Consider the following 24,501-nt stretch of genomic DNA (forward strand, 5'->3'; position numbering starts at 1 on the left):
GAAAATGGCAGAGAATCAATACTACGGCACTGGCCGTCGCAAAAGCTCAGCTGCACGTGTTTTTATTAAACCAGGCAGCGGCAACATTGTAGTAAACAAGCGTAACCTTGACGAATACTTCGGTCGTCCAACAGCTTGCATGGTTGTACAACAACCTCTAGAGCTAGTTGAGCTAACTGAGAAGCTAGACCTTTACGTAACAGTAAAAGGCGGCGGTATTTCTGGTCAAGCTGGTGCTATCCGACACGGTATCACTCGCGCGCTTATGGAATACGATGAATCTCTACGTCCTGCGCTACGTGCAGCTGGCTACGTTACTCGTGACGCTCGTTGCGTTGAACGTAAGAAAGTTGGTCTACGTAAAGCACGTCGTCGTCCACAGTTCTCTAAGCGTTAATTTCCTCTTATTGGAAATTCTGCTTTTCAGAGTTACTCTGGAAACTGTGTACCAAAAGCTCGGCTCTATGCCGGGCTTTTTTGTTTTTAAAGAAATAATACCTGCCTATCAATATCCATTTGTATTCACTTATAACTAGGCTCAGAGTAAGGCTTCTTCCTTACCATACGTCATAAGCTTATTTATCTGCTGTGGGTGCCTTTACGTCTTAATATCCCTGCAACATGTTTTAAAATGCCTACTCGTTTTTTTTGCGTATGCGGCATGCTACAAAAGTGAAAATACAAACAACGTAAGTTGAATGCGCACTAAGAAATATTTTGCTGTGTAATTAACTGAAAACTACCAAGATAAAAGGTTTGAATAGCTTTCAGCAGAACTTCCATGTTGTGCTTTCTTGTTACAAATCACATCAATTTTTTATAATTCTGCCGCTTTTGTGACGACGCGAGCGATTTGCCTCACAAATGTTACAAAAAGGTAGCTTTATCTTGTCAAAAAGTAGGGTTTTCTTTATCATTTCCCTCCAATAAATAGAACTAAATTCATTATTTGTTAGCCATGCTCTTATAAGCGGAATAATAACGATCCAAAGGGAGCAAATGGGAGAATGTTTGGATGAGCAACGCGCCTTTAAATAACGGTCGCAGGCGTTTTCTAACCGCTACAACGGCAGTTGTTGGTGGGTTAGGGGCAGTCGCCGTCGCCGTGCCTTTTATCAAATCATGGAATCCGAGTGCCAAAGCCAAAGCGGCAGGTGCACCGGTGGAAGTGGATATAAGTAAAATTGAACCAGGTCAGCTGGTTCGTGTCGAGTGGCAGGGGAAACCTGTATGGATTGTTCGCCGCACTCAAAGCGTTCTAGATAACTTAAAAACGATCGGCGATAAGCTTCGTGATCCGCAATCTGAAATGGAACAGCAGCCTGAGTACGCTCAGAATGAGTTTCGTTCGATTAAGGAAGAGTTTTTTGTCGCTGTTGGTTTCTGTACTCACCTAGGTTGTTCACCAACCTATCTACCAGACTCTTTCTCAGAGCAGGTCCAGGGCGTAAGATCTGGCTTCTTCTGTCCTTGTCATGGTTCTAAGTTCGATATGGCTGGTCGAGTGTTCCAAGGGGTACCTGCTCCATTGAACCTTGTCGTTCCTAAGCACATGTATTTGAGCGACACCAAGCTCATTGTGGGTGTTGATGAGGGGGATGCATAATGCAAGCAATGTTAGACTGGGTTGAAAAGCGTATTCCTGCAATGAATGCTTATAAAAAGCATTTGTCTGAATACCCAATGCCTAAGAACTTCAACTTTTGGTACCTTTTCGGTTCTCTGGCGATGCTGGTTCTGGTTAACCAAATCCTAACGGGTATTTGGCTAACGATGAACTACGTTCCTTCTGGTGACGGTGCGTTTGCTTCTATCGAGTACATCATGCGTGATGTAGAGTACGGTTGGCTTCTACGTTACATGCACTCAACTGGCGCATCTGCGTTTTTCGTTGTTGTGTACTTGCACATGTTCCGTGGCCTGATCTACGGCTCATACCAAAAACCTCGTGAACTATTGTGGATCTTCGGTATGTTGATCTTCCTCGTTCTAATGGCTGAAGCATTCATGGGTTACCTACTGCCATGGGGTCAGATGTCATACTGGGGTGCGCAGGTAATCATTTCTTTGTTTGGTGCGATTCCTGTTATCGGTGATGATCTAACGCTTTGGATCCGTGGTGACTACATCATCTCTGGTGCAACGTTAAACCGTTTCTTCGCGCTACACGTTATCGCACTGCCTATCGTTCTACTTCTTCTTGTAGTTCTGCACGTATTGGCGCTGCACGAAGTCGGCTCAAACAACCCTGATGGTATCGAAACTAAGCTACCAAAAGGTTCAATGGGCGATGATTACAAGACACAGTTCAAGTTCCACGATTACTACACGAAGAAATACGACATTATCGACTCTATTCCTTTCCACCCATACGGTACGGTTAAGGACTTAGTTGGTGTGGCTGGTTTCTTGTTCTTCTTCTGTTACGTGCTGTTCTTTAACCCAGAAATGGGAGGATACTTCCTTGAACCGCCTAACTTTGAAGCGGCCAACCCACTGAAGACACCAGAGCACATTGCTCCGGTATGGTACTTCACGCCGTTTTACGCAATTTTACGTGCGGTTCCAGACAAACTATTAGGTGTTATCCTAATGGGTGCGTCAATTGCAGTGCTGTTTGTTCTACCTTGGTTGGATCGTTGTAAAGTTCGTTCATACCGTTACCGTAGCAAACTTCATCTGTTGAATATTGTACAGTTCACTATCGCCTTTATCGCTCTGGGTATTTTAGGTGCGTTACCTGCAACACCAACGTACACACTACTATCTCAGATCTTTAGCTTGTGTTACTTCATGTTCTTTGTGTTGCTGTTCTTCTACAGCAAAAATGAAGCAACCAAACCATTACCAGAGAGGGTGACATTCAAATGAAGAAGTGGATTGTAATTCTATTTGCTATGTTGCCATCACTAGCGATGGCAGCGGGGGCTAACGTTCCGCTTGATAAAGCGAATGTTGACCTAACGGATAAAGCTTCGCTACAAAACGGTGCGAAGTTGTTCATGAACTACTGTTTTGCTTGTCACTCAACGCAGTATCAGCGTTATGAGCGTGTAGCAACAGACTTGGAAATTCCAACAGACTTAATGAAAGAAAACCTGATTTTCAATCCTGAAGCGAAAATCGGTGATCTAATGGTCAACGCAATGCCACCGAAGCAAGCGGCAAATTGGTTTGGTGCTCCACCACCAGATCTTACGTTGGTTGCACGAGTTCGTGGTGCTGATTGGTTATACACTTACTTACGCTCTTTCTATGTTGATCCATCTCGTCCATTCGGCGTGAACAACATTGTCTTCCCGAGTGTTGGTATGCCACATGTGCTCGAAGAGCTACAAGGTATCCCGACGCCGATTTACGATACGAAAATCGTAGATGGCGAAGAAGTACAAGTTGTTGTTGGTACTGAAACAGACGGTACGGGTGAGCTGAGCGAAGGCGAATACGACAAAGCGGTTGGCGACCTAGTGAACTTCTTGGTTTATTCAGGTGACCCAGTGCAGCTTGAGCGTCATGCTTTAGGTTGGTGGGTAATGGGCTTCTTAGTGCTTCTAACTATCGTTGTCGTGATGCTCAAGAAAGAGTATTGGCGCGATGTGCATTAATTGTGCTAAAATACCGTGCTAATTCCCAATTTTAATTGATGTACAATGGAGGCTTAGCCTCCATTGTTTTTATTTGTAAGTGTACTGGAGGGCTCCATGGCTGTAGCTGCCAATAAACGTTCTGTGATGACTCTTTTCTCAAGTGCATCAGATTTGTATAGCCATCAGGTTCGCATTGTACTAGCTGAAAAAGGCGTAAGTGTTGAAGTTGAGCTTGTTGACGAAGCAAACCTTCCTGCTGAGCTTGTTGAGCTAAACCCATATAAATCAGTGCCAACTCTTGTTGACCGTGAGCTAGCTCTTTACGATTCAAAAATCATCATGGAGTACTTGGACGAGCGTTTCCCTCATCCACCTCTAATGCCGGTTTACCCTGTTGCTCGCGGTAACAGCCGCTTGATGATGTACCGTATCGAACGCAACTGGTATTCACTCGCTGAAAAAGTGATGAAAGGTAATGCGGAAGAATCAGAAAAAGCACGCACAAAGCTGCGTAATGATCTTCTAACATTAGCGCCAATTTTTGCTGAATATGAGTACTTCATGAGCGAAGAATTCAGCTTGATCGATTGTTACCTGGCTCCATTATTGTGGCGTTTGCCTCAACTTGGTATCGATCTGGTTGGCCCTGGTTCAAAAGAAATCAAGGTGTACATGAACCGCGTATTTGAACGTGATTCGTTCCTTGCTTCCCTAACTGAAGCTGAACGTGAAATGCGCCTAGTTCGCTAAGCGATTTTAAACACGTTATGGATATTGCAAAAATGACTGCTCGCCGTCCGTATATGCTTCGTGCATTTTACGATTGGCTAGTAGACAATGACTTGACTCCTCACTTGGTGGTGGATGCAACGATGCCGGGCGTACGTGTACCGGTTGAGTTTATTCAAGATGGTCAAATTATTTTGAATATTGCACCACGTGCGGTGGGTAATCTTGAGTTAGGTAATGATGCGATTACCTTCCATGCTCGCTTTAGCGGCCGTCCACACTCAGTAATTGTGCCTGTGTATGCTGTCCAAGCTATTTATGCGCGTGAGAATGGTGCTGGTACTATGTTTGAACCAGAAGAAGCGTACACTCACATCGAAGAAGAAGCGATGACCGAGGAAGAATCATCTCCATCGTTTACAACGGTTAGCGATGAGCCTTCTGAGTTAGCCTCTGATTCGGATGCCGAAGAGGACGATGCTCCTCGACCAAAAGGCAAACCAAGCTTAAGAGTGATTAAATAATAAAAAAGCAGCGTAACGCTGCTTTTTTTTCTTTTTAGTGTCTTGACGTGTTTTCAAGTGATGTTTCGCAATTACTCAATCGTAAATGCTTCGACGTTGGCTTCATTTTCCGCGTTTGTCTCACTTTCTATTGTTTGTACACCGTCACTCGGTAAGTCCACTTCAACAGGTTCCATTTCGCCATATTGGAACCCTTTAATGACTTGTTTTACGCCAGAGATATTACGCGCGATTTCTGTCGCTCGCTCGCCTTGCTCTGGTGTGACATAACCAAACAGAAAAACGTCGCCGTCTTCAGTGATCACTTTAACCTTAACGCCATTGAGCTCAGAGTCGGTAAGCAAGGCTGATTTTACTTTGGTTGTGATCCAGCTGTCGTTGCTAATTTGAGTGACAGTGAGTGGCTCTTTTTGTTTGATTTGATTGTGTATGACTTTCACACCACTAACTTCTCGAGCTCTTCGCTCTAAAGCATGGATAAGGTCTTGCGTTGGAGCCTGACCCATAAGAACAACCGTACCGTTATAGGAGCTGGCAACCACACGAACCTCACCTTTAAACGGCGCCTTATTCCCGATCGCCGCAACTTCGAATTCGATGTTGTTGTCCTGCCAAATTTGTTTTGTACTGCGTGTGTCCGTGACAATATTTGCTGTGGTTGCAGCGCCAGCGATAAACAAGCCAGCGCAACCACTTAAACTCAATGCTGTTAATAAGATAACGAGGCTACGTATCATAATTCTGACCCTCAGTCTTGGTTACTCTTCATGAGCAGGGAAAAGCACCTGGTCAATAAGATCACAAAGACAATGGAGTGTCACCATATGTACTTCGTGAATACGTGCAGTGCGGTGTGATGGAATGCGAATTTCGACGTCGTTCTCACCAAGCAGTCCTGCCATCTCACCGCCATCTTTGCCTGTTAGCGCGATAATCGTCATGTCTCGAGTTACGGCCGCTTCCATCGCTTTGATAATATTTTTGCTGTTACCGCTAGTCGACATGGCAAGCAGAATGTCGCCTGGCTGGCCAAACGCTCGTACCTGTTTTGAGAAAATTTCCTGGTAGTGGTAGTCGTTTGCAACAGCGGTCAGGGTTGTATTATCGGCTGTTAAGGCCATTGCAGGCAGGCTAGGGCGCTCAGTTTCAAAACGGTTTAAAAGACAAGAAACAAATTGTTGAGCGTTTGAAGCACTGCCGCCATTACCACAACATAAAATTTTGTTGCCATTGAGCAAGCTTGAGACCATCGCTTGGGCCGCGTGAGTAATGGCATCGGGCAGCGCCTCTGCTGCTGCGATTTGAATTTGAATACTTTCTGTAAAGCTGTCTTTAATGCTGTCTAGCATCGCTTATCCTTCAGAGATTGCGTTTTCTATCCAGTTGATATCTCGCCCATTGTCATGAATAGCGATGACATCAAACCGATAATCGATATTGTGTTTTAAGCGCTTTTGTTGGCTAAGCCAAACTTGTGCAGTTTTGATTAGCTTGCGCATTTTTGCGTGCGTTACCATTTCTGCTGCTGAGCCAAAGTGATCGTTCTTACGATATTTGACTTCAACAAACACGATAGTTTCACCTTGTTGGAAGATTAAATCAATCTCACCGACCTTGGTCAGGAAATTTTGTTCAATAAAGCGCAAGCCCTGGCGTTGCAAATAGTGCTTCGCCAGAGCTTCATATTGATTTCCGATTTGGCGCTTACTAAAGAGCCCCACGCTCAGCCCAGCTCAATTCACGCTGTACAACACAGTTGTTGTCGATACTTAAAATACCGGTTTGGCCACCGACTGAGTAACCAGGAACGACCTTCATTTGTGGAAGTTCACCGATCAATTTATATGCATCCATACCGAGTGCTTTCAAACGTTTTTCCATGTTAGATTGCTCTGACCAAAGCTCGTTCATTTCAGCGGTTACGCTAGGATCTGGGTCAATCAGCAATGGAATGTCGCTGTAGATGATGCCTGTTAGATCTTCGTATGTCGCGCCGCCACTGTTGCTACGCGAACTAGAGAAGATTTGTGGTGCTTTCGCATCAGGGTTAATCGCTACTTCGATAAACGGCTTGATCAAAGTCAGCTCAGTGCTTCTAGCTACGATATAAACCGCATCAACATCACGACGGCTACGTGGCTGTGTTTCAAGCTTAATTCGCATTAATGATTGCATCTGGGCGATACGCTGCTTGCTCTCTTGCAGGCCAAATACTTCATTGATGTCTTTTTGAAGTTGGCGCTTGTCACCAAAGTAACTTGCTGCGACTTTGTTAGAGCTGTACTTTCGCCATTCTTTGTTGAAAGCCTCAGTTACACGCTCTCCAAAGCTGCCTTTTGGTGCAAGAATAAGAGGGAAGTTGTAGCCTTCGCTGAACAAGTGTTTTGCAGCTTGTGCGGCTTCTTGTTCCGGTGATAATGCCAAGTAGCAAATATTGCTATCTGGTTGCACATCCTCGGGGATATTTAGCGCAAGGGCTGGAATGGTAGGGCCATTTGCTGAGCCATCCATGGTTGTGTGCAACAACTCCACGTTCTCTTTTTCTAGAGGGCCAACAACAAAATCGATGTTTTCATTGATCAAGCGTTGTTTAATTTGGTCAGCGTTATACGCATTGGTGTCAATCACCGTAAGTGTTGCACTAGGATCTCGATTACGATCATTCATCATCGCAAACACAAAACCATCACGAATTAATTGCGCTTGTGGTGAGAACTTACCCGTCAGCGGCAGCAATAAAGCAGTATTGTTTGGCTTCACGATATCAAGAGAGAGAATGTTTTGAATCTCTTCTGGTGTATAGATAGCAGCAGGGTGCGAAGGGTTTTCGCTTAACCAGCGCTCTAGCGTATTTTTAAGTTGGGACAGGTTGCCCGATAGCGTTTTTGCATAAACAGCCAGCTGTAGCCAGCCGTCTAGAACATCCTCATTCGGCTCTGTTTCTAATGAGGTGAGTTCATATTCTGAGTAGCTGCCAAAGTTCATCCAAATACGGCTAGAGATTTCCCTCTGCTCTGCTGACGAGGCGTATTGACCAAATGCAACCAGCTGGCGGTTTGCTTCAAACGCTTGGTTAAGGCCTTGATAAGCGTCGGCACGCATCAAGTAATAGTCTTTCCATTGCTCGTTTGGCAATTTCCACCAAGGTTTAAAGTTTAACAATTGCAGCAACTGCGAGTAATTACCTTGCTTTTGCTGTATGGTCGCACGCGCCAGTTGCCACTCCGCTTGCTGAACTTCGGTCAACTGTTGTCGAGCCAGACGTTTGATCAACAGTTCTGCTTGATCAAACTGGTTCGCTTGAATAGCGGCTTTGGTTGCCATGATCAACCAGTCATTTTGTAAACTGCCTTCCGTGCTATCAGCTTGGATCATATAGTTCTGAACAGACTGAGTAGGCTCAAGTGTTACATCAACGCCATCAGGCTGTCTTGGACCTGAAGAACAGGCGGCGAGCGTAATTGCTAGTGCAACAGGAGTAAGTATGCGTGGTACACTGAGTCTCTTATGGTTAATCATTGCCGTGAGTTCTCTATAATTTTGTACAAAATTGTCTCTATATTAATCGTTGAAGTGATGGTAAACAAATGACAGATAAAAATAAGTTGCCGAATGAGGGGCCAACTCTCTATATCGTACCGACTCCAATCGGAAATTTAGCGGATATCACCCAACGTGCTATCGAAATTCTGTCGACGGTGGACATCATTGCTGCTGAGGATACTCGACATACGGGTAAATTACTGTCTCACTTCAATATTCAAACCAAAACTTTTGCTCTGCATGATCACAATGAACAGCAAAAAGCACAGGTTTTGGTAGAAAAGCTACTTTCCGGTCAGTCTATCGCGTTAGTTTCTGACGCTGGTACGCCACTTATCAGCGACCCAGGATACCATTTGGTGACAAAATGTCGTCAAGCGGGCGTTAGAGTTGTGCCGCTTCCTGGTGCTTGCGCGGTCATTACGGCGTTAAGTGCATCAGGCTTGCCATCCGATCGCTTTAGCTTCGAAGGCTTTTTACCACCGAAAAGCAAAGGCCGTAAGGATAAATTCCTAGAGATTGCTTCGGTAGAGCGTACGTGTATTTTTTACGAGTCACCGCACCGTATTTTGGACTCTCTACAAGACATGTTAGACGTTCTTGGCCCAGATAGAGAAGTCGTGTTGGCGAGAGAACTAACGAAAACCTTTGAAACCATTCAAGGTATGCCATTAGGTGAGTTAATTGAGTGGGTGAAAAGTGACGATAACCAACAGCGTGGCGAAATGGTATTATTGGTACATGGTCACCGCGAAACCGCGGACGATTCATTGCCAGATGATGCCTTGCGTACATTAGGGATTTTAACCAAAGAGCTGCCTTTGAAAAAAGCAGCGGCTTTGGTGGCAGAAATTCATAACTTGAAGAAGAATGCGTTGTATAAGTGGGGCTTAGAAAACTTAGACTAAGCACTGCTAACGAGACACATGGTAAAGCGGGTCGATGTGAAAATATCGGCCTTTTTTAGGCTCAATGTTTGATGGTTAGGTTAAAAAAACACCACTCAATGCATTCATTTCATCATATCTGTGATCTCACTAGACTCTGAGTAGATAACTCTATACAATCCGCCCTCGGAGTTGACTGGGTAGTCGCTGCTTTACTGATGTCCTTCGGGAGACTGACGTTGAAGTCCTTTGGGAGACTGACGTTGACGTCCTTCGGGAGACTGGTAAAGGGGAGGAAAGTCCGGGCTCCATAGAGCAGGGTGCCAGGTAACGCCTGGGAGGCGCAAGCCTACGACAAGTGCAGCAGAGAGAAGACCGCCGATGGCCCTAGGGCACAGGTAAGGGTGAAAGGGTGCGGTAAGAGCGCACCGGACGACTAGCAATAGTTCGTTGCAGGGTAAACTCCACCCGGAGCAAGACCAAATAGGCCTCCACATTGCGTTGCTCGCGTAAGGAGGCGGGTAGGTTGCTTGAGCCAGTGAGCGATTGCTGGCCTAGACGAATGGCTACCGCCGCGCAAGCGGAACAGAACCCGGCTTATGTGTCGACTCCAACTATTCGAGACCCATCACTACTTTTTGTAGTGATGGGTTTTTTGCATTTTATTGACGCAAACCCTGTCATTACCAATAAACTTGGCGTTAAATCACGTCTGACTTTAGACTTGAGGTGGCGATGATGTGGGAAATCAGTACACTATGGTAGGTTGATCTTTTGCTATAAATATTCAGCATGAGAGAGCAACATATCTTAAAATCGCTTCAAGATCATTCAACGAGAAAGCTATGACCGAAACCTTCCAACATATTTCCGTGTTATTAAATGAATCCATTGATGGCTTAGCTATCAAACCCGACGGTATCTATATCGATGGAACATTTGGCCGTGGCGGTCACAGCCGGACTATTCTATCTAAACTCGGCGAAAACGGCCGACTGTACAGTATCGATCGTGACCCTCAAGCGATAGCTGAAGCAGGCAAAATCAATGATCCTCGCTTCACCATCATTCATGGTCCATTTTCTGGTATTGCTGAGTATGCTAAAGAGTATGACTTGGTTGGCAAAGTTGATGGCGTTCTACTGGATTTAGGTGTTTCTTCTCCGCAGTTAGACGACGCAGAGCGTGGCTTTAGCTTTATGAAAGACGGCCCGCTAGATATGCGTATGGACCCAACATCAGGTATTCCCGTATCTCAATGGCTAATGGAAGCTGACTTAGATGATATTACTTGGGTAATTCGTGAGTTTGGTGAAGACAAACACGCGCGCCGTATTGCCAAAGCGATTGTTGCCTACCGTGAAGACGAAGAAAATGAACCACTGGTACGTACTGGCCAGCTCGCGAAGCTGATCTCAGATGCTGCACCCAAAAGCTTTAAAGAGAAAAAACACCCTGCGACTCGTGCGTTCCAGGCATTTCGTATTTACATCAACAGTGAGTTAGAAGAAATTGATACGGCACTAAAAGGCGCGGCAAGTATTCTGGCTCCTGAAGGTCGTTTATCTGTCATCAGTTTCCACTCTCTGGAAGACCGTATGGTCAAACGTTTTATCCGTAAAGAGAGCAAAGGACCTGAAGTGCCACATGGCATTCCAATGACTGAAGAGCAAATTCGTGCTCTTGGTAGTGCGAATATGAAAGCGGTGAGCAAAGCGATTAAGCCAAGCAAACAAGAAATTGAAATGAACCCTCGTTCGCGCAGCTCTGTGCTAAGAATTGCAGAAAAGCTTTAATTATTATGACGAAACCCACTCCTAACCTTGCTAAGTTGATTGCAACGGATCTTATCACCGTTGGTCGCTGGCCATTACTGTTGTTGCTATTGATCGTGGCATCGGCAATGGGAGTGGTATTTGCTACCCACCATGCGCGCCAAGCGATCACCGAAAAAGATCACACTTTGGTTGAACGAGAGCGTTTAGATAGCGAATGGCGCAACCTGATGTTGGAAGAAACGGCCCTCGCGGAGCACAGTCGTGTTCAAGACCTTGCCAAAAAAGAACTTGAAATGAAACGACCTGATGGCGATAAAGAAGTGGTTGTCACGCTCAAATGATTAGAAAGAAAACCAACACGAAACCAAGCAACAAGCGTAAACCTGTCGCGAAAGAAAAAAACGCTTCGGGGGATACGAAAACCGAGAAAAAAGCAGTGAAAGTGGAGGTTGAAGAATCCTTTCTGATTCGTTGGCGCTTCCATCTATTACTGTTTTTTGTCTTTTGTGCATTTGCCCTTTTGGTGGCGCGCGTAGCCTATATTCAAATCATTGAACCGGATAACCTGATTAAACAAGGTGACCTACGCTCGGTTCGTGTGAAATCCATTCCTTCTGCACGCGGTATTATTTCGGACCGAAATGGTGAGCCGCTCGCTGTCAGTGTGCCTGTTGAGGCCGTTTGGGCGGATCCCGCGACGATATTTAAAGAAAATGCCTTAAGCCAGACCAAGAGTTGGTATGCATTAGCGGATGTTCTTGGTGTTGACCGACAAGGGTTGATAGACAAGATCAAGCACAATGAAAAGCGCCGCTTTATTTACTTGCAGCGCCAAGTGAGTCCAGCCATGGCGAACTATATTCGTGAGCTAAAGCTGCCTGGTGTGGGTCTTAAGTCAGAATCTCGTCGTTACTATCCTGCCGGTGAGGTTAGTGCTCACTTAGTTGGGGTGACGGGGATTGATGGGCATGGTCTAGAGGGTGTTGAGCGTAGCTACGATGGGTGGCTTACTGGCGCCGCAGGTAAGAAAACCATTCGTAAAGACCGTTATGGTCGCGTCGTAGAAAACATTGCGTGGCAAGACAAGCAAGAAGGTAAGTCACTCCAGTTGACAATCGACCAGCGCCTACAGGCGATTGCTTATCGTGCTATTAAACAAGCTGTTGCGGACCATCGCGCCACGTCAGGCTCCGTTGTTATGTTGGACGTGAAAACCGGCGCCGTATTGGCCATGGTGAATGCGCCTTCCTACAACCCTAACAATCGTAGCGACTGGCAAAGCTATAAAATGCGTAACCGAGTGATCACGGACTCGATGGAGCCAGGCTCCACCATTAAGCCTTTCGTTATTTTAGCCGCCTTAGAAAATGGGGTAGCCGATAAAGATACCATCGTAGATACCGGTAATGGTGTACTTCGTTTAGGTGGTAGCCGAGTAAGAGATGTATCCCGCGTGGGTAAAGCGAGCTTGACCACGATCCTCAAAAAATCGAGTAACATCGGTGTGACGAAGCTGGCAATGCAAATGCCAGTAGAGGCGCTGCTCGGCCTATACAGTTCTGTGGGCTTTGGTGAGCTTTCTGGTCTGAACCTCGTTGGGGAAGTGACTGGTATCTTCCCGACACGAACACGATGGTCTCCTATTGAACGTGCCACGATTGCGTTTGGTTATGGTCTATCGATAACGCCAATCCAGTTAGCGCATGCCTATGCGACGCTTGGAAATCTCGGCAAATACGAGCCAATCCATATTATCGAAAGCAATGATCATGACATGTCGCGCCAAGTAGTGAGTGCAAAGTACGCACGCCAGGTCTTGGACATGCTGGAAACCGTAACCCAAAAAGGAGGCTCAGCTCGTCGAGCGGCAGTTCCTGGTTATCGAGTGGGAGCTAAAACGGGTACCTCACGTAAAGCGTCTGCAGGTGGATACAGCGATGAGTACATCACTTATACGGCAGGGCTTGCTCCGGTTAGCGATCCGCGAATTGCATTGGTTGTGATCGTAAACGAGCCTCAAGGTGATGATTACTATGGTGGTTCGGTAGCGTCTCCTGTCTTCTCTGAAATCATGAAAGGCGCGCTACAAATACTCAATGTTGCACCAGACGAAAATAAATTCCAGCAGTAAGCCGAGTGGCTTACTGAGCAAACAAAATTAAGAAAACCTGAGCCAAAGCTCGGAGAACAAATATGACTAAAGCCATCAGTATGGACGTGCTGCTTTCCCCTTGGGTGGATTGCCCTAGCTTATCGTCCGTTCTTGTTTCTGAATTGGAGCTCGACAGCCGAAGAGTTCAGCCTGGAACCACGTTTGTTGCGGTGATTGGCCATGTTGTGGATGGGCGTAACTTCATTTCTTCTGCCATTGAGCAAGGCGCCAATGCGGTTCTAGCGCAAGCCTGTGATCTAAAAGCACACGGCACGGTGGAAATCATCGATGACGTTCCCGTTATTTACCTCGATACGTTGGATCAACGTTTATCTGCAATCGCTGGAAAGCTCTATGCTTACCCAGGTATGGATTTGATTGGTGTCACCGGTACCAACGGTAAAACCACCATTACCCAGCTAATTGCACAATGGCTAGAGCTACTTGGCCACAAAGTGGCAGTGATGGGCACGACGGGAAATGGTTTTCTCGACAATTTACAGCAAGCCGCGAATACAACAGGGAATGCTGTAGAAATTCAGAAAACGCTCTCCTCTCTCGCAAATCAACAAGCCACATACACCGCGCTAGAAGTCTCTTCTCATGGCTTAACGCAAGGCCGTGTCAAGGCGTTGTCGTTTGCGGCGGGTGTGTTTACTAATCTAAGTCGTGATCATTTAGATTACCATGGCACGATGGAAGAGTACGCCAATGCAAAGCTGGGGTTGTTTACACAACATCAATGTGAACGTGCCATTATCAATGTCGATGATGAGGTCGGTCATACATGGGCGACGCAGTTAAGCAATGCGATTGCGGTGTCACTTAAACCGAACACTGAGTTTGAAAGCGCAATTTGGGCGAGAGATGTCCGTTACGCGGAGTCGGGGATTACTATCCAATTCGATGGTAAATTTGGCTCAGGTCAATTGCATGCGCCACTGATTGGTGAGTTTAACGCAACCAACTTAATGCTCGCTTTTGCGACCTTATTAAGCTTGGGTAAGGATAAACAAGCGTTACTCGAAACCGCAGGTCAGTTACAACCTGTACTCGGCCGAATGGAGTTATTCCAGACAGAGGACCGTGCCAAAGTCGTGGTCGATTATGCCCATACTCCTGATGCACTAGAAAAAGCACTGCAAGCTTTACGAGTTCACTGTGAGGGGCAGCTGTGGGCTATTTTGGGTTGCGGAGGCGATCGCGATGCAGGTAAGCGCCCAATGATGGCGGAAATTGCAGAGCGTCTAGGCGACAGAGTGGTGTTGACTGACGATAACCCACGCAGTGAAGATCCGGTTCAGATTGTAAAAGACATGTTATCCGGGCTGTCAAAACCTGCCGAAGCGATTGTGCAGCATGATCGTTTCAAAGCACTGTCTTATGCGGTTGAGAATGCTTCGCCAAAAGACATCATCTTGTTAGCGGGTAAGGGCCACGAAGATTATCAAATTCGGAATGGCGAAACGATTCATTACTCCGACCGTGAGTCTGCTATGCAGCTTTTAGGATTGTCCTTATGATCAAAGTAACGTTATCTCAAATTGCCAACATCACTCGCGGTGAGCTATTCGGCGATGATCTACTTATCGACGCGGTTTCTACTGATACACGAGCGATTGACAACGGTGCTTTATTTGTTGCGCTGGTGGGTGAGCGCTTTGATGCGCACAACTTTTGCCAGCAAGCGGTGGATGCAGGCGCTGGTGCTTTACTCGTACAAAAACGTTTAGATGTGAATGTGCCACAAGTCGTGGTGTCGGACACCAAAATGGCACTGGGGGAGTTAGCCTCTTGGGTGCATCAAACTTGCCAAACACCTACCGTTGCCATCACAGGCAGTTGTGGTAAAACGACCGTCAAAGAAATGGTCGCGAGCATTCTGCAATTGAAAGGCAAAGTGCTGTTTACTGCGGGTAACTTCAATAATGATATTGGTGTTCCGTTGACGTTATTGCGCTCACAGCAGGATGACGATTATGCCGTGATTGAGCTTGGTGCTAACCATATCGGTGAAATTGCTTACACAACGCAGTTAGTAAAACCAGATATCGCGTTAGTGAATAATGTAGCCGCCGCGCATCTTGAAGGCTTCGGTTCTATTGATGGCGTGAAACAAGCCAAAGGTGAAATTTACCAAGGTCTTGCTGCAGGTAGTATTGCGATTGTCAATTTAGACAGCAATGGCGAAACAAAGTGGGAAAGCGTGCTGGCGGATAAGGAAGTTATCACCTTCTCACAAAGTAATTCTGTGGCTGATTACTATGCATCAAATATCGTGATGAATGCCGCGGGAGAGGCCAGCTTTAACCTACATATCGCAGCAAGCTCACAAGAAATTGAACTGTCTCTGGGTATTATAGGTCAACACAACGTGGCGAATGCAATCGCAGCTTCTATTATTGCGTTACAAATGGGCGCCACATTAGAAGAGGTTCGCGCTGGCCTTAAACATTTAAACAAAGTGAAAGGTCGCGTCGAGGTTGAAGCGCTGAGCGAAAAAATCAAATTGATTGATGACAGCTACAACGCAAGCGTGCCAGCCATGAAAGCGGCGGTTGACTTATTGGCTGCTTTCCCAGGTCAGCGCTGGCTGATTTTAGGTAATATGGCGGAATTGGGCGAGGAAAGTCTTGCACTTCATCGTCAAGTCGGGGAACATGCTGCCCCACAAAAATTTGAACATGTTCTCACATATGGTGCAGACGCCAAGGTGATCAGTGAGCTTTGCCAAGGCATTCATTTTGAGACGCACCAAGAGATGATTGAATACATCAAGCAGCATCTAGACCAAGCCGTTCCTGAAAACCATACGATTTTGGTGAAAGGAGCGAACGGTGCACGTATGTTTGAAGTCGCTGCTGCTTTGAAGGAGTATTATTAATGATTATTTGGCTTGCCGAGCTGCTACAGCCATACCTGTCTTTTTTCCGATTGTTTGAATACTTGTCTTTTCGAGCAATTCTAAGCGTATTAACCGCTCTGGGTCTGTCATTATGGATGGGACCAATCATGATCAAGCGTTTGCAAATGCTGCAAATTGGTCAGGTAGTACGTAACGAAGGTCCTGAATCTCACTTTAGTAAGCGTGGTACTCCAACGATGGGCGGTATCATGATCTTAGCGGCCATCTCAATCACAATCTTGCTTTGGACTGACTTATCCAACCCATATGTATGGGCGGTATTGACGGTCTTGCTTGGCTACGGTGCAGTCGGATTTGTTGATGATTATCGTAAAGTGGTGCGCAAAAATACCGATGGTTTGATCGCGCGTTGGAAGTACTTCTGGCAATCGTTGATCGCGTTTGTCGTGGCTTTTGCATTGTACGCTTACGGTAAAGACACTGCAGCCACTCAGCTCGTGGTGCCATTCTTTAAAGACATCATGCCGCAACTTGGTTTGATGTACATTATCCTGACTTACTTTGTGATTGTCGGTACGAGTAACGCGGTTAACCTGACCGATGGTCTAGACGGTTTGGCAATCATGCCAACGGTTCTTGTTGCTGCAGGCTTCGCGGTTATTGCATGGGCGACGGGTAACGTTAACTTCTCTGAATACCTTCATATTCCATACCTACCACATGCTTCTGAGTTGGTTGTCGTATGTACAGCAATCGTCGGTGCAGGCCTTGGTTTCTTATGGTTTAACACGTACCCAGCACAAGTGTTCATGGGTGATGTCGGCTCACTAGCGCTTGGCGGCGCGTTAGGCACTATTGCTGTTCTCGTTCGTCAAGAGTTGGTGTTGGTGATCATGGGCGGTGTGTTTGTGATGGAAACGCTGTCGGTAATTCTACAGGTGGGTTCATACAAACTGCGTGGTCAGCGGATCTTCCGTATGGCACCTATTCACCACCACTACGAATTGAAAGGTTGGCCAGAACCTCGCGTAATCGTGCGTTTCTGGATTATTTCTATGGTTCTTGTTCTGATTGGTCTTGCGACATTGAAAGTGCGTTAATCGCACTTTCCAAGAACAAGATTTACAGTGTGATCAAATATGGAACGTTGGCAAAACATACATAGTGTTGTCGTCGTAGGGCTCGGTATTACCGGGCTCTCTGTCGTTAAACACCTAAGAAAAAATCAGCCACAGCTTGTGGTCAAAGTCATTGATACTCGCGTAAACCCTCCGGGAGCAGAGCGCTTGCCGGAAGGTGTTCAACTGCATAGTGGTGGTTGGAATACAGACTGGCTTTCTGACGCTGATCTTATCGTGACCAACCCTGGTATTGCGCTAGCGACACCAGAGATCCAAGCCTTATTAGCAAAAGGCACGACAGTAGTTGGTGATATTGAGTTATTCGCCTGGGCGGTGCAGAAACCGGTGATTGCGATTACGGGCTCAAACGGTAAGAGCACAGTCACCGATCTCACTGGCGTGATGGCCAAGGCCGCGGGTTTGGAAGTTGGCGTTGGTGGCAATATCGGCGTTCCTGCACTGGATTTACTAGAACATGACGCAGACCTGTATGTGCTTGAACTCTCGAGCTTCCAGTTGGAAACAACGTCAAGCTTAAAGCTCAAAGCCGCTGCGTTTCTGAATCTTTCTGAAGATCATATGGACCGTTATCAAGGCATGTCTGACTATCGACAAGCCAAGTTGCGTATTTTTGATCATGCTGATCTCGCGGTAGTGAACCGTGATGATCAAGAAACCTTCCCAGATGCAGAGATGCCATTGGTGACATTTGGCAGCGACAATCAGGACTTTGGTCTCGAGGTGGATGGCAACCGTACTTGGCTGCTCGATCACGGTCAACGAGTCGTCGCAAGTGATGAGCTTAAGTTGGTTGGTAAACACAACTTATCCAATGCATTGGTCGTTTTAGCGCTCTTAAAGGCTGCGGGCGTTGATTATCACAACGCATTGAATGCACTTAAAAATTACACGGGACTGACACACCGATGCCAGGTGGTTGCGGATAATCAAGGCGTAAAATGGGTGAATGACTCTAAAGCAACTAATATAGCCAGCACTATGGCTGCGCTATCTGGTTTGGAATCGACAGGCAAGCTCTACTTGCTCGTTGGTGGTGTTGGCAAAGGTGCTGACTTCTCGCCATTAAAACCGATCTTCGCGACGCTTAACTTGCAACTGTGCTGCTTTGGCGCTGATGGCGATGACTTTATGCCACTGCATGAATCTGCAATACGTTTCGACACCATGGAAGATGTGATTCAACAAGTATCTTCGCAGTTAAAACCAGGTGATATGGTGATGCTGTCTCCTGCATGTGCTAGCTTTGATCAATTCGACAACTTTATGGCAAGAGGTGATGCTTTCGCTGCTCTTGCTCAGAAATATGCATAATTAAAGGTTACACACTTCGTGGGTTTAGGTAACGTTAAACGCAGTATTGGTAATTGGCTCAAGCATCCAGCCCCAGAGGCGATGTTTGATCGTCAGTTAGTGTGGATTGCACTGGGTTTGATGTTGACGGGGTTGGTCATGGTAACCTCTGCATCATTTCCAATCAGCTCTCGATTAACGGAACAGCCGTTCCACTTTATGTTTCGTCATGCGACGTTTCTCGTGCTGGCGTTAGGAACCTCCGCTGTTATTTTGCAAGTGCCTTTGCAAGAGTGGTTTAAGAAGAGCCATTACTTACTTTGGGCTTCTTTCGCACTGCTGATCATCGTGCTCTTGGCGGGTAAGTCGGTCAATGGTGCGTCTCGTTGGATACCTCTTGGGCTGTTTAACCTTCAGCCAGCAGAGGTCGCGAAGCTATCGCTGTTTATCTTCATGTCTGGTTACTTAGTTCGAAAACAAGACGAAGTACGACAAACCTTCTTTGGTGGCTTTATGAAGCCAATCATGGTGTTTGCTTTCTTCGCAGTATTACTGCTTGGTCAGCCAGACTTGGGTACGGTCGTCGTGATGCTAGTAACACTGTTTGGCATGCTGTTTATCGCAGGCGCAAAACTGACTCAGTTTCTCGCGTTGATGGTGGCAGGTATCGGCGCTGTGGTAGGTTTGATTTTAGTCGAACCATACCGTATGCGACGAGTAACCTCCTTCCTTGACCCGTGGGAAGACCCATTTGGCAGTGGCTATCAGTTGACTCAGTCTTTGATGGCGTTTGGTCGTGGTGAATGGTTCGGTCAAGGTCTCGGTAATTCAATTCAAAAACTGGAATATCTACCGGAAGCGCATACCGACTTTGTGTTTGCCGTACTTGCTGAAGAGCTCGGTTTTGTTGGCGTTGTGTTGGTCTTAATGTTGATTTTTAGCTTAGTGCTAAAAGCGGTTTACATAGGCAAGCGTGCGTTTGAAGAAGGCGAAATGTTCGGCGGTTATCTGGCTTTCGGTATCGGTATTTGGTTTGCGTTCCAGACCTTGGTGAACGTTGGTGCTGCAGCTGGTATCGTACCAACCAAAGGTTTAACACTTCCGCTAATCAGTTATGGTGGTTCCAGTCTGATTATTATGTCCGTCGCAGTGTCCATATTGCTGCGTATCGATTACGAATGCCGCTTGAAACGCGAGCAACAACAATCAGAACAACAAACTAATGAAACAAAATAAACGTTTGATGGTGATGGCTGGTGGTACTGGCGGTCACGTATTCCCAGGGTTAGCTGTAGCAAAACAGCTGCAAGAGCAAGGCTGGGAGATCCGTTGGTTAGGCACGGCGGATCGAATGGAAGCGGATTTGGTGCCAAAACATGGCATTGAAATCGATTTTATCAAAGTGAAAGGGTTACGAGGTCAAGGCGTAAAGCGTCTTCTTGCAGCACCATTTCAAATTATCAATGCCATTATGCAGGCTCGTGCTCACATGAAACGCTGGCAGCCAGACGCAGTACTTGGTATGGGCGGTTATGTTAGCGGCCCGGGTGGTATTGCGGCTTGGTTGAGCGGTATTCCTGTTGTTCTGCACGAACAAAACGCGGTTGCGGGTTTGACAAACCAATGGCTATCAAAAATTGCTAAGAAAGTCTTTCAGGCCTTTCCTGGCGCGTTCCCTGCTGCTGAGGTAGTCGGTAACCCTGTACGTGAAGACCTAACAAGATTAGAAGCGCCTGCAGAGCGAATGCAAGATCGCCAAGGCCCAATTCGTATTCTGGTGATGGGCGGTAGCCAAGGTGCACGCATTCTTAACCAAACTCTGCCAGAAGTGATGGCAAAGTTGGGCGGTGATTACTGTATTCGTCATCAAGCGGGCAAAGGTTCCGCCGAAGAAGTGAACGCCGCATACCAAGCTAATGGTGTAGTAAATGCAGAAGTCACAGAGTTCATTGACGACGTAGCAGAGGCTTATGCATGGGCTGACCTTTTAGTTTGTCGTTCAGGAGCGTTAACCGTTTCTGAAGTTTCTGCTGCTGGCGTTGGTGCGATCTTTATTCCTTTTATGCATAAAGATCGCCAACAAGCACTGAATGCCGATCATCTAGTAGAATGCGGCGCAGCGAAAATGATTGAACAACCAGATTTAACCGTTGAGTCTTTGACTCAGCAGATCCAACAATTGGATCGCCAAGCTTTACTTACGATGGCTGAGCAAGCGCGTGGCGCTGCTAAATTGAATGCCGACCGAGTTGTCGCACAAGCCATTGTCGCTTTGACCGAAAAGCGTTAACGAATTATTGAGAATAGAATTGATGACAATCCAACATACACAAGACTTAGCTCAGATTCGCGCCATGGTGCCAGAGATGCGCCGCGTGAAATCCATCCACTTCATCGGTATTGGTGGTGCGGGCATGAGCGGCATTGCAGAAGTGCTGTTGAATGAAGGCTATCAAATCACGGGTTCTGACTTATCAGAAAACCCTGTGACAGAGCGTTTAGTATCAAAAGGTGCGACGGTATTTATCGGGCACCAAGCTAGCAATGTTGAAAAAGCCAGTGTGGTTGTGGTTTCAACCGCTATCAACGAAGAAAACCCAGAAGTGATGGCTGCGCGGGAGTTACGTATCCCTATTGTACGTCGTGCTGAGATGCTCGCTGAGTTGATGCGCTTCCGTCATGGTATTGCCGTTGCGGGCACGCACGGTAAAACGACGACGACGGCACTCGTGACACAAATCTATTCTGAAGCAGGCCTTGATCCAACGTTTGTAAACGGCGGCTTGGTGAAAAGCGCTGGTACAAATGCTCGTTTAGGCTCGAGTCGTATTCTAATTGCCGAGGCGGATGAGAGCGACGCGTCATTCCTGCACCTGCAACCAATGGTAAGTATTGTCACCAATATCGAAGCCGATCATATGGATACTTATGGTGGTGACTTTGAAACGTTAAAGCAAACCTTCATTGATTTTCTACACAATCTACCGTTCTACGGCCAAGCTATTGTTTGTATTGATGATCCTGTGGTTCGAGAGTTAATCCCACGTATTAGTCGTCAAGTGATTACTTACGGTTTCTCCGAAGATGCTGACGTACGCATTGAAAACTATCGTCAAGAAGGTCAGCAAGGCAAATTTACGGTAGTACGTAAAGGGCGTGCCAACTTAGATATCACTCTGAACATTCCAGGTCGTCACAATGCACTTAATGCGTCGGCTGCGATTGCAGTGGCTACCGAAGATGACATTGAAGACGATGCAATTCTAAAAGCAATGGCCGGTACGCAAGGCACGGGACGACGTTTTGATCACCTTGGCGAGTTTGATACCGGTAATGGTCATGCCATGTTAGTGGATGATTACGGACACCACCCAACAGAAGTTGATGTGACCATTAATGCTGCGAGAAGCGGTTGGCAAGATAAACGTCTCGTTATGATTTTCCAACCACACCGTTATAGCCGTACTCGTGATCTGTACGATGACTTTGCGAATGTTCTAGAGCAAGTTGATGTATTAATCATGTTGGATGTTTATGCCGCAGGTGAAAAGCCAATTGCAGGAGCTGATGGACGTTCATTGTGTCGCACAATTCGCAGTCGAGGTAAGGTAGATCCGATTTTTGTTCCAGAAATCGAGCAATTACCTTCAGTTTTAGCTAACGTTATACAAGACGGCGACCTAATCTTAACGCAAGGTGCGGGTGATGTTGGTAAAGTGGCGAAACAACTGGCAGGTCTTGAATTAAATATAAACAAGATGCTTGGTTAACACAGATTGTTGGTGCGAAGGACAGATAAAGACTCAGATCTCGATTTTGCGTCAATATCATTGTGATTTATTGCTATCAGTGTTTGATAGTTTACAAGAGCTCAGTATAATCCCAAGGTTAAAGTCAAGACTTTTACCTCTGCGTAATTATGTGGGTAAAAAGTACACGACAAAAGTCAGGAAACGAAGACGTTGTTGAATATTGCACTGAATGACGAGCGACCAAACACGGATAATAACCGTGGTCGCCAAGAGAAAATCTTGGGTGCGTTATTTTTCGTTGTGGTTGTGACCTTAATTAGTTCTGTTTTGTACTCGGCGATCAGTTGGATGTGGGATGACCAAAGGTTACCTCTCTCCAAAATAGTACTTCAGGGAAAACTGGAGTATGTCCAAGCTGACGATGTGCAGGCTGCATTTAGTCGAATAGATCACATCGGTACATTTATGTCTCAGGATATTGATGTATTACAGCAAAGTGTCGAAGCTCTGCCATGGGTGGCGCATGCCGCAATCCGAAAGCAGTGGCCGGATACAGTAAAAGTTTTTTTGACAGAGCATCAACCTGAAGCCATTTGGAATGGCAACGAACTGTTAGATAAAAACGGGTTTGTTTTTGATGGCGATGTGGCTCTGTTACAAGAAGAAAAAGTGAAACTGTACGGACCCAAAGACAGCGGACCAGAAGTCTTACAGACTTACCGTGATTTGAGTCCTAAGTTTCAGCAATTGGGTTTAGCGATATCGTCTCTGGTATTAAACGAGCGACGAGCTTGGCAAATCATCCTTGATAACGGTATTCGATTAGAGCTCGGTAAAGAGTCTCTTCTTGAGCGTATAGAGCGATTTTTTAAGCTCTATAACAAGCTTGGCAGTGACACGCAAAGAATCAGTTATATCGATCTTAGGTACGATACAGGAGCCGCAGTTGGTTGGTTTCCTGAACAAGAGTTAGAAGAGAGTACAGATGACTAAGGCCGCTGATGACAACATTATTGTTGGTCTTGATATAGGCACTGCAACCGTATCGGCTCTAGTGGGTGAGGTTCTACCAGACGGTCAAATTAATATTATTGGCGCAGGTAGTAGCCCTTCACGTGGCATGGATAAAGGTGGCGTGAATGACTTGGAGTCGGTTGTAAAATCAGTACAACGTGCAATTGATCAAGCTGAATTGATGGCCGAGTGCCAGATCAGCCGAGTCTTCATTTCGTTGTCTGGTAAGCATATCGCAAGCCGAATTGAAAAAGGTATGGGCACGATTTCAGATGAAGAAGTGTCTCAAGAAGACATGGATCGCGCTATCCATACCGCAAAATCGATTAAAATCGGTGATGAACAGCGAATCCTTCATGTGATTCCGCAAGAGTTCACCATTGATTACCAAGAGGGAATCAAAAATCCGCTTGGTTTATCTGGGGTAAGAATGGAAGTAAGTGTCCACCTTATCTCATGCCATAATGACATGGCACGCAATATTATTAAGGCGGTAGAACGATGCGGCCTTAAAGTAGAGCAACTCGTATTTTCTGGGCTTGCTGCAAGTAATGCAGTAATCACCGAGGATGAAAGAGAGCTTGGAGTTTGTGTGGTGGATATTGGCGCCGGCACGATGGATGTGGCCATCTGGACTGGCGGTGCGTTACGTCACACAGAAGTATTTTCGTACGCAGGAAATGCTGTAACCAGCGATATTGCTTTTGCTTTTGGTACGCCAGTGAGCGATGCTGAAGAAATAAAAGTCAAATATGGCTGTGCTTTGAGTGAACTGGTCAGTAAGGATGACACGGTTAATGTACCAAGCGTAGGTGGGCGACCATCACGTAGTCTGCAACGTCAAACGTTGTCAGAAGTGATTGAGCCACGCTACTCTGAGCTTATGGGACTGGTTAACCAAACTATTGACTCTGTACAAGCGAAATTGCGCGAAGAGGGTATAAAGCACCATCTAGCTGCGGGAGTTGTACTCACCGGCGGTGCTGCGCAAATGGACGGAGTGATAGAATGTGCGGAACGCGTATTCCGCAATCAAGTAAGGGTCGGCAAACCGCTCGAAGTCAGCGGGTTAACTGACTATGTAAAAGAGCCGTACCATTCTACGGCAGTTGGATTACTTCATTACGCAAGAGACATGCAGTCTAGCGACGATAGCGATTATAATGAACCTAAACGCTCATCTGTTACTGGCTTTTTCGATAAATTGCGTAACTGGATACAAAAAGAGTTTTAACCT

At 46.3% G+C, this 24,501-nt stretch carries 23 protein-coding genes and 1 other RNA gene; 20 read left to right on the plus strand and 4 right to left on the minus strand.

What is annotated here, in order from left to right; all coding sequences use genetic code 11:
* The first annotated feature begins 4 nt into the window (after nt 1-4).
* The 6 genes from rpsI to sspB all read left to right on the plus strand — a co-directional run bounded on the left by rpsI (nt 5) and on the right by sspB (nt 4,840).
* Nucleotides 5-397: a 30S ribosomal protein S9 gene (gene rpsI, locus D8S93_RS17290; RefSeq protein WP_053396673.1), complete on the plus strand. Its 393-nt coding sequence runs from the start codon at nt 5-7 to the stop codon at nt 395-397.
* Nucleotides 398-1,015: 618 nt separating this feature from the next.
* Nucleotides 1,016-1,606 (plus strand): ubiquinol-cytochrome c reductase iron-sulfur subunit, encoded by a 591-nt coding sequence (petA, locus tag D8S93_RS17295; protein WP_005396462.1) that lies wholly within the window; start codon nt 1,016-1,018, stop codon nt 1,604-1,606.
* Nucleotides 1,606-2,871 carry a cytochrome b gene (locus D8S93_RS17300; protein ID WP_005372880.1) on the plus strand — a complete coding sequence of 422 codons (1,266 nt, stop codon included), beginning with the start codon at nt 1,606-1,608 and terminating at the stop codon, nt 2,869-2,871. Before petA ends, D8S93_RS17300 begins: the two co-directional genes overlap by 1 nt.
* Nucleotides 2,868-3,605: a cytochrome c1 gene (locus D8S93_RS17305; RefSeq protein WP_005372881.1), complete on the plus strand. Its 738-nt coding sequence runs from the start codon at nt 2,868-2,870 to the stop codon at nt 3,603-3,605. Before D8S93_RS17300 ends, D8S93_RS17305 begins: the two co-directional genes overlap by 4 nt.
* Nucleotides 3,606-3,701: 96 nt before the next feature.
* Complete coding sequence (gene sspA, locus D8S93_RS17310; RefSeq protein WP_005372897.1) at nt 3,702-4,337, plus strand: stringent starvation protein SspA; 636 nt, start codon at nt 3,702-3,704, stop codon at nt 4,335-4,337.
* A gap of 17 nt (nt 4,338-4,354) precedes the next feature.
* Complete coding sequence (gene sspB, locus D8S93_RS17315; RefSeq protein ID WP_031780550.1) at nt 4,355-4,840, plus strand: ClpXP protease specificity-enhancing factor; 486 nt, start codon at nt 4,355-4,357, stop codon at nt 4,838-4,840.
* A gap of 71 nt (nt 4,841-4,911) precedes the next feature.
* On the opposite strand, the gene D8S93_RS17320 is transcribed toward sspB, so the two are convergent.
* Genes D8S93_RS17320 through D8S93_RS17335 form a run of 4 tightly spaced genes read right to left on the minus strand, consistent with a single transcriptional unit; the run spans nt 4,912 to nt 8,359 of the window.
* A complete protein-coding gene (locus D8S93_RS17320) occupies nt 4,912-5,577 on the minus strand; it encodes a BON domain-containing protein (protein WP_005396458.1) in 666 nt (221 codons plus the stop codon).
* A gap of 21 nt (nt 5,578-5,598) precedes the next feature.
* Nucleotides 5,599-6,189 (minus strand): phosphoheptose isomerase, encoded by a 591-nt coding sequence (locus D8S93_RS17325; RefSeq protein WP_005372901.1) that lies wholly within the window; start codon nt 6,187-6,189, stop codon nt 5,599-5,601.
* Nucleotides 6,190-6,192: 3 nt separating this feature from the next.
* Entirely contained in the window at nt 6,193-6,561 is a 369-nt protein-coding gene (locus tag D8S93_RS17330) for a YraN family protein (protein WP_012842156.1), read from the minus strand.
* Nucleotides 6,548-8,359 (minus strand): penicillin-binding protein activator, encoded by a 1,812-nt coding sequence (locus D8S93_RS17335; RefSeq protein ID WP_048626628.1) that lies wholly within the window; start codon nt 8,357-8,359, stop codon nt 6,548-6,550. Before D8S93_RS17335 ends, D8S93_RS17330 begins: the two co-directional genes overlap by 14 nt.
* Before the next feature lie 68 nt (nt 8,360-8,427).
* On the opposite strand from D8S93_RS17335, the gene rsmI reads away from it, so the two are divergent.
* The 14 genes from rsmI (at nt 8,428) to ftsA (ending at nt 24,498) form a co-directional block, all read left to right on the plus strand.
* Nucleotides 8,428-9,291: a 16S rRNA (cytidine(1402)-2'-O)-methyltransferase gene (gene rsmI / locus D8S93_RS17340; RefSeq protein WP_005396454.1), complete on the plus strand. Its 864-nt coding sequence runs from the start codon at nt 8,428-8,430 to the stop codon at nt 9,289-9,291.
* 167 nt (nt 9,292-9,458) lie between these two features.
* An RNA gene (gene rnpB / locus D8S93_RS17345) (RNase P RNA component class A) lies at nt 9,459-9,886 on the plus strand.
* A 229-nt stretch (nt 9,887-10,115) separates the two neighbouring features.
* Complete coding sequence (gene rsmH, locus D8S93_RS17350; protein WP_005396452.1) at nt 10,116-11,066, plus strand: 16S rRNA (cytosine(1402)-N(4))-methyltransferase RsmH; 951 nt, start codon at nt 10,116-10,118, stop codon at nt 11,064-11,066.
* Nucleotides 11,067-11,071: 5 nt separating this feature from the next.
* The gene (ftsL, locus tag D8S93_RS17355) at nt 11,072-11,389 is read left to right on the plus strand and encodes a cell division protein FtsL (protein ID WP_012842154.1); all 318 of its coding nucleotides are present in this window, start codon (nt 11,072-11,074) and stop codon (nt 11,387-11,389) included.
* The gene (locus D8S93_RS17360; RefSeq protein ID WP_152814469.1) at nt 11,386-13,179 is read left to right on the plus strand and encodes a penicillin-binding transpeptidase domain-containing protein; all 1,794 of its coding nucleotides are present in this window, start codon (nt 11,386-11,388) and stop codon (nt 13,177-13,179) included. The genes ftsL and D8S93_RS17360 overlap by 4 nt, the downstream gene beginning before the upstream one ends.
* Before the next feature lie 62 nt (nt 13,180-13,241).
* Nucleotides 13,242-14,723 carry a UDP-N-acetylmuramoyl-L-alanyl-D-glutamate--2,6-diaminopimelate ligase gene (murE, locus tag D8S93_RS17365; protein ID WP_152814471.1) on the plus strand — a complete coding sequence of 494 codons (1,482 nt, stop codon included), beginning with the start codon at nt 13,242-13,244 and terminating at the stop codon, nt 14,721-14,723.
* Nucleotides 14,720-16,084 carry a UDP-N-acetylmuramoyl-tripeptide--D-alanyl-D-alanine ligase gene (locus D8S93_RS17370; RefSeq protein WP_152814473.1) on the plus strand — a complete coding sequence of 455 codons (1,365 nt, stop codon included), beginning with the start codon at nt 14,720-14,722 and terminating at the stop codon, nt 16,082-16,084. The genes murE and D8S93_RS17370 overlap by 4 nt, the downstream gene beginning before the upstream one ends.
* Nucleotides 16,084-17,166, plus strand: a complete 1,083-nt coding sequence (gene mraY, locus D8S93_RS17375; RefSeq protein WP_005372931.1) for a phospho-N-acetylmuramoyl-pentapeptide-transferase — start codon at nt 16,084-16,086, stop codon at nt 17,164-17,166. The genes D8S93_RS17370 and mraY overlap by 1 nt, the downstream gene beginning before the upstream one ends.
* Nucleotides 17,167-17,205: 39 nt before the next feature.
* Nucleotides 17,206-18,519: a UDP-N-acetylmuramoyl-L-alanine--D-glutamate ligase gene (gene murD, locus D8S93_RS17380; RefSeq protein ID WP_152814475.1), complete on the plus strand. Its 1,314-nt coding sequence runs from the start codon at nt 17,206-17,208 to the stop codon at nt 18,517-18,519.
* Nucleotides 18,520-18,537: 18 nt separating this feature from the next.
* Nucleotides 18,538-19,734 (plus strand): cell division protein FtsW, encoded by a 1,197-nt coding sequence (gene ftsW, locus D8S93_RS17385; protein ID WP_005396444.1) that lies wholly within the window; start codon nt 18,538-18,540, stop codon nt 19,732-19,734.
* Complete coding sequence (gene murG / locus D8S93_RS17390) at nt 19,721-20,788, plus strand: undecaprenyldiphospho-muramoylpentapeptide beta-N-acetylglucosaminyltransferase (RefSeq protein WP_152814477.1); 1,068 nt, start codon at nt 19,721-19,723, stop codon at nt 20,786-20,788. The genes ftsW and murG overlap by 14 nt, the downstream gene beginning before the upstream one ends.
* A 22-nt stretch (nt 20,789-20,810) precedes the next feature.
* Nucleotides 20,811-22,268, plus strand: a complete 1,458-nt coding sequence (gene murC, locus D8S93_RS17395) for a UDP-N-acetylmuramate--L-alanine ligase (protein WP_167394134.1) — start codon at nt 20,811-20,813, stop codon at nt 22,266-22,268.
* Between the two features lie 192 nt (nt 22,269-22,460).
* Nucleotides 22,461-23,243, plus strand: a complete 783-nt coding sequence (locus D8S93_RS17400; protein ID WP_012842151.1) for a cell division protein FtsQ/DivIB — start codon at nt 22,461-22,463, stop codon at nt 23,241-23,243.
* The gene (ftsA, locus tag D8S93_RS17405) at nt 23,236-24,498 is read left to right on the plus strand and encodes a cell division protein FtsA (RefSeq protein WP_012842150.1); all 1,263 of its coding nucleotides are present in this window, start codon (nt 23,236-23,238) and stop codon (nt 24,496-24,498) included. Before D8S93_RS17400 ends, ftsA begins: the two co-directional genes overlap by 8 nt.
* The last annotated feature ends 3 nt before the right edge of the window (nt 24,499-24,501 follow it).

This window comes from Vibrio sp. VGrn 2, assembly GCF_009361695.1.
GTDB classification, from domain to species: domain Bacteria; phylum Pseudomonadota; class Gammaproteobacteria; order Enterobacterales; family Vibrionaceae; genus Vibrio; species Vibrio diabolicus.

Bases quoted from the DNA above. Each gene is read 5' to 3' on its own strand.
- rpsI (WP_053396673.1), top strand. From the start codon at position 5: ATGGCAGAGAATCAATACTACGGCACTGGCCGTCGCAAAAGCTCAGCT.
- petA (WP_005396462.1), top strand. From the start codon at position 1,016: ATGAGCAACGCGCCTTTAAATAACGGTCGCAGGCGTTTTCTAACCGCT.
- D8S93_RS17300 (WP_005372880.1), top strand. From the start codon at position 1,606: ATGCAAGCAATGTTAGACTGGGTTGAAAAGCGTATTCCTGCAATGAAT.
- D8S93_RS17305 (WP_005372881.1), top strand. From the start codon at position 2,868: ATGAAGAAGTGGATTGTAATTCTATTTGCTATGTTGCCATCACTAGCG.
- sspA (WP_005372897.1), top strand. From the start codon at position 3,702: ATGGCTGTAGCTGCCAATAAACGTTCTGTGATGACTCTTTTCTCAAGT.
- sspB (WP_031780550.1), top strand. From the start codon at position 4,355: ATGGATATTGCAAAAATGACTGCTCGCCGTCCGTATATGCTTCGTGCA.
- D8S93_RS17320 (WP_005396458.1), bottom strand. From the start codon at position 5,577: ATGATACGTAGCCTCGTTATCTTATTAACAGCATTGAGTTTAAGTGGT.
- D8S93_RS17325 (WP_005372901.1), bottom strand. From the start codon at position 6,189: ATGCTAGACAGCATTAAAGACAGCTTTACAGAAAGTATTCAAATTCAA.
- D8S93_RS17335 (WP_048626628.1), bottom strand. From the start codon at position 8,359: ATGATTAACCATAAGAGACTCAGTGTACCACGCATACTTACTCCTGTT.
- rsmI (WP_005396454.1), top strand. From the start codon at position 8,428: ATGACAGATAAAAATAAGTTGCCGAATGAGGGGCCAACTCTCTATATC.
- rsmH (WP_005396452.1), top strand. From the start codon at position 10,116: ATGACCGAAACCTTCCAACATATTTCCGTGTTATTAAATGAATCCATT.
- ftsL (WP_012842154.1), top strand. From the start codon at position 11,072: ATGACGAAACCCACTCCTAACCTTGCTAAGTTGATTGCAACGGATCTT.
- D8S93_RS17360 (WP_152814469.1), top strand. From the start codon at position 11,386: ATGATTAGAAAGAAAACCAACACGAAACCAAGCAACAAGCGTAAACCT.
- murE (WP_152814471.1), top strand. From the start codon at position 13,242: ATGACTAAAGCCATCAGTATGGACGTGCTGCTTTCCCCTTGGGTGGAT.
- D8S93_RS17370 (WP_152814473.1), top strand. From the start codon at position 14,720: ATGATCAAAGTAACGTTATCTCAAATTGCCAACATCACTCGCGGTGAG.
- mraY (WP_005372931.1), top strand. From the start codon at position 16,084: ATGATTATTTGGCTTGCCGAGCTGCTACAGCCATACCTGTCTTTTTTC.
- murD (WP_152814475.1), top strand. From the start codon at position 17,206: ATGGAACGTTGGCAAAACATACATAGTGTTGTCGTCGTAGGGCTCGGT.
- murG (WP_152814477.1), top strand. From the start codon at position 19,721: ATGAAACAAAATAAACGTTTGATGGTGATGGCTGGTGGTACTGGCGGT.
- murC (WP_167394134.1), top strand. From the start codon at position 20,811: ATGACAATCCAACATACACAAGACTTAGCTCAGATTCGCGCCATGGTG.
- ftsA (WP_012842150.1), top strand. From the start codon at position 23,236: ATGACTAAGGCCGCTGATGACAACATTATTGTTGGTCTTGATATAGGC.